The organism is Superficieibacter electus (assembly GCF_002915575.1).
Classification (GTDB): domain Bacteria; phylum Pseudomonadota; class Gammaproteobacteria; order Enterobacterales; family Enterobacteriaceae; genus Superficieibacter; species Superficieibacter electus.
In genome coordinates this window covers 1-3884 of the sequence record NZ_PQGD01000058.1, presented here as the reverse complement: position 1 = coordinate 3884, position 3884 = coordinate 1, and the positions used below count along the sequence as shown (strand labels likewise).

The 3884-nt window shown below is 41.8% G+C and carries 2 protein-coding genes, 2 tRNA genes, 1 other RNA gene and 1 pseudogene; 2 read left to right on the top strand and 4 right to left on the bottom strand.

The window, feature by feature from the left end; all coding sequences use genetic code 11:
• The first annotated feature begins 523 nt into the window (after positions 1-523).
• Both CHU32_RS27590 and CHU32_RS27580 read left to right on the top strand, forming a co-directional pair.
• Entirely contained in the window at positions 524-1084 is a 561-nt protein-coding gene (locus CHU32_RS27590; protein ID WP_103678827.1) for an imm11 family protein, read from the top strand.
• Positions 1085-1367: 283 nt separating this feature from the next.
• A complete protein-coding gene (locus CHU32_RS27580) occupies positions 1368-1916 on the top strand; it encodes a DUF4303 domain-containing protein (RefSeq protein ID WP_103678826.1) in 549 nt (182 codons plus the stop codon).
• A gap of 145 nt (positions 1917-2061) precedes the next feature.
• Here the strand turns inward: CHU32_RS27580 and CHU32_RS28755 are convergent.
• From CHU32_RS28755 to CHU32_RS27560, 4 genes and pseudogenes are all read right to left on the bottom strand, one after another.
• Positions 2062-2514 (bottom strand): annotated as a pseudogene (locus tag CHU32_RS28755) (lipoprotein YafT); the annotation flags it as partial.
• A gap of 380 nt (positions 2515-2894) precedes the next feature.
• Positions 2895-2982: transfer RNA gene (locus tag CHU32_RS27570), tRNA-Ser, on the bottom strand.
• A 628-nt stretch (positions 2983-3610) separates the two neighbouring features.
• Positions 3611-3745, bottom strand: a non-coding RNA gene (locus CHU32_RS27565) — RtT sRNA.
• 44 nt (positions 3746-3789) lie between these two features.
• Positions 3790-3877 (bottom strand) — tRNA-Ser (locus tag CHU32_RS27560).
• Between the last annotated feature and the right edge of the window lie 7 nt (positions 3878-3884).

The window sequence follows — 3884 nt, the reverse complement described above, 5'->3', positions numbered from 1 at the left end:
GCATGGCGGTAGCGTATAAACTATGACGTGGTGGTATAGGGAGTGTGCGAACGGATCTGGTAGTTTGATGCTCATATATGACTATTAGCGTGAGTTGATCCGTAACTGGATAGATCCATTTGGCCTGAGTTGCAAACGGGCTAATGATCTGAAGAAAAAGGGATTCCAGTAGCACCATATCATCCGTGGTAAGAATGCGTTGACCAATAATTACCCTCTGCTGCAAGCAGCAGGCTTCGACCTACAAAAATGCAAAATAAAATTTTCTTACCGATAAAAGGAAATCTACATGCAACTCGTTCTATGCATAAAGGGAAACACTGGGGAAAAGTGAGTTAAAATCTAGCTCATAAAATGGATGAAGCACTTAGTTTTAGTAAAAAAATGGATGGACTGTAAAAGTATATCGCGAAGCATTTGATAAGATCGTTGCTGATGAAAGAGCAGCTTTAAAATCAGGAGATAGGGCACTGAATAAAAATAGACGTCCATGGACTGTATTATTGCCTTAAGGAGAACAGATATGTATATGTGGAGCATACCAGAACAATACCCAAACAAACATATTGGGGGTTATCAATATGATATCGTAAGTTATTTTTTATTTAATAGAAGCATTCATGTTGAAAAAATGAATATTCACCCCGTCATTAATTACAAGGCAGACTTAAACATTTTAAATAAATATGATTGCCTGCCCAACAATTCACTCATACCAGTAATCAATGAACGGTTAAAGATTTTTCTTGAAGCGCATTCAAATAATAACGTTGAATTTTATAAAGTGGATATCCATGCAAATGATGGATTGTTAAAGGATTTTTATATATTGAATGTGATAACCAAACTACCATTAATTAATTTGCGGAATTCAATTTGCGAATATATACCCAACACTGAAAAAGCCATTATGGGATTTAAAAAAGTTTCTTTCATTAAAAACCCTCCGGGTGATTTCAGTATTGCAAGGTGTTCTGAATATTTATCTTACTTGATGCTTTCTGATGAATTAGTTGTCAAAATGAAAAAAGAAAAATTCAAAGGAGTTGCATACTCAAAAATAACAGAAACTTCATCATCATAAATATTATGAAGACAATATTCGCCAGATAGCCCTCAACCGTTCACTCTGATGGCGAGCGACTGATGTGCCGTTACGACAAACTCACTCGCCTGACTGAAATCACCAATGCCGAAGGTGAATGTTACTGGCTGACTTACTAAAGCCGGGCAGCTAATCGCGGAAACCGACTTTACCGGGCGCACACTGCGCTATGAGTACGATGTCACAGGCCGCTGTATTCGCACCACCTTAAATACGAACTTAATTTGTGATCTTTAGATAAAATAACTTTGAGGATGGTTTTATGAGCTTCGTTTCAGAAGAGGAATTATTAATTGAAGTTGAAAAAGCTGCAAATATAGCCTTCTGTGAGTTATTAAAAAATGAGGAGCACTTTTATTATTGTTCTTTGATTACAACTGGAGAAGCTCTTTCTCCAAGTATTGCTGCTTGGTCACATGAAGCGTTAGTGCGTTATTTGATTGAAAACAACTATAACGAAGGTGATGCTAAATTTATAAGATGGTCATATGCAGAATCTCCTTATTTTAATTTTGGAATTGATTATTTTGAACACGTAAATAGATTGTTTTCTCTTCGACCTAAAATGGATTATAAGGTTTCGAAATCTGATTGGGACGTCGAATTTAATATACGATTAAAAATTATGGAGACAGCCATGAAACATCTGGATGAGGAGGGGGTTTTTGGTGCTGGGGATAGTAGGAATAACATTATTATTAATGTGGAGGTTATGCCACCTGATTATAGGAATACACTACGAGCAATGCGTCTAAATCCTCCAGAAGCATTATCGCAGTGGCTAGTTGAAGCAGCAGAGCCTATTCCTTGATATATGATATCGTAGATATTATTTTGATTTTATCAGTTCAAACTCGAGCTTGCAATTCTGTTCTGTATATGTTGTTCATTGGACTGGTCAGGGAAGATTACGGTGTGTCGCAGGCACACGAGTTAGTAATATAAAGGGCGTAACACTTAGCCACCTGTTCTTTAACCGCATCAGTGACTTTAGATATCAGTGTGGGTGAGACGTCGACATCGTACATCTCTTTGAAGGTGGCGACAATTTCGCGGGTGATCATGCCCTTTGCATAAAGTGACAGGATCTGACTGCCCATATGCGCAATACGTGTCTGGTTATTCTTTATCAGCTAAGGTTCGAAGGTGCTTTCATGGTCTCGTGGGGACTGAATTTCTATCTCACCGTCATCACTGAACAGGGTTCTGGAAGAGTAGCCATTGCGGGTATTGGAGCCTGCTCTGTGCGCATTTGTAAGTATCCCAAAAAACGCAGCGACAGTGTAATACCGGCTCATTTCCTGCTGCATCAAAGATTGAGGCGCACGGTTGCCGGACTGTACTAGAATGACAGACGAATTCAGTGGCACATGAAACACGTCCTCATTTAGCGCCGCCTGTATATACACCCGGATAATTAATATGCAGCAGTGTCAGTGTTGATGCATTGTGACTGATGGGCTAGACCGGGCAGATGTTGGTTCGAATGGTGAGATTGAACATATTTTCATGTTGAATGATGAAACTGTCAGTTGATGATTTTAAAAAGCTATATTGAGGAAAGCACCGTTAAAACAAGAGGTTCAGATACGAAAAGCTTTTTTACATGAACTTCTTTATGCAACATTTTATGCAGGATTAAACCATTTTTACGCCGTAAGCAATTGATTTTGTATGAGATATGACAGAGAGTGGGGCGAACACCCGGTCGGGGGTTCTCATCCCCCCTGTACGGAGGATATCTATAAGCAAAAAGCCCGTACTTGCGTACAGGCTCTTAACTTGAATATGGCGGTGAGGGGGGGATTCGAACCCCCGATACGTTGCCGTATACACACTTTCCAGGCGTGCTCCTTCAGCCACTCGGACACCTCACCATATTGTATTGCTGCCAGACCTTGCGGGGGCAACGGGGCGCTACTATAGGGAGTTGCGCTGAAACGGTCAAGAAGATTTTGCGCTTTATCAATCGTCTGGTTAAGCATTAAGCATTGCTGTAAGTCGATATGGTCATCCGGCCTTTTAGCCGACCCGATGATATTGATGTTCAGTTTGGGTGAGCACATTCACCCGTTATATGGCGCGGGCTGATTAAGCACATTGGGGTTGCCAGTCGGAGGTGCTCAATGCGTTGTACTGCCCTTCAGAAAGCTTTATTGACGTTAATTCAGAAAATGCGATCTCAAAGGTAGTAGTCATAATCCTCATTGATTATGGCGTTATTTTACTGATTTCCATGGCTGATTAACCTCCGCCTTAATGGCATCTATATAATTGAGCATAAGCGTTTGTGTTTCCTCGCTGAACTCATAAAACGTTCTTAGCGGACATAAAATAGTAGTCTTGTTATCTATAGTCTCGGGGATGAATTCGGGAATAAAGAAAAGGGTAACTGCGAGCACGCTAAAGCGTTTACCCCACCCGGTCTGGTGTTCTCATCCCCACTGTACGGAGGATATCTATAAGCAAAAAGCCCGTACTTGCGTACAGGCTCTTTCTTGAATATGGCGGTGAGGGGGGGATTGACTCGCTGCGCTCGCCCTTCGGGCAGACTCCTCGCAGGCTCGTCATCTGTCCAACTGGCTGCGCCAGTTGTCGAACCCCGGTCGGGGGTTCTCATCCCCCCTGTACGGAGGATATCTAAGCAAAAAGCCCGTACTTGCGTACAGGCTCTTTCTTGAATATGGCGGTGAGGGGGGGATTCGAACCCCCGATACGTTGCCGTATACACACTTTCCAGGCGTGCTCCTTCAGCCACTCGGACACCTCACCATATTGT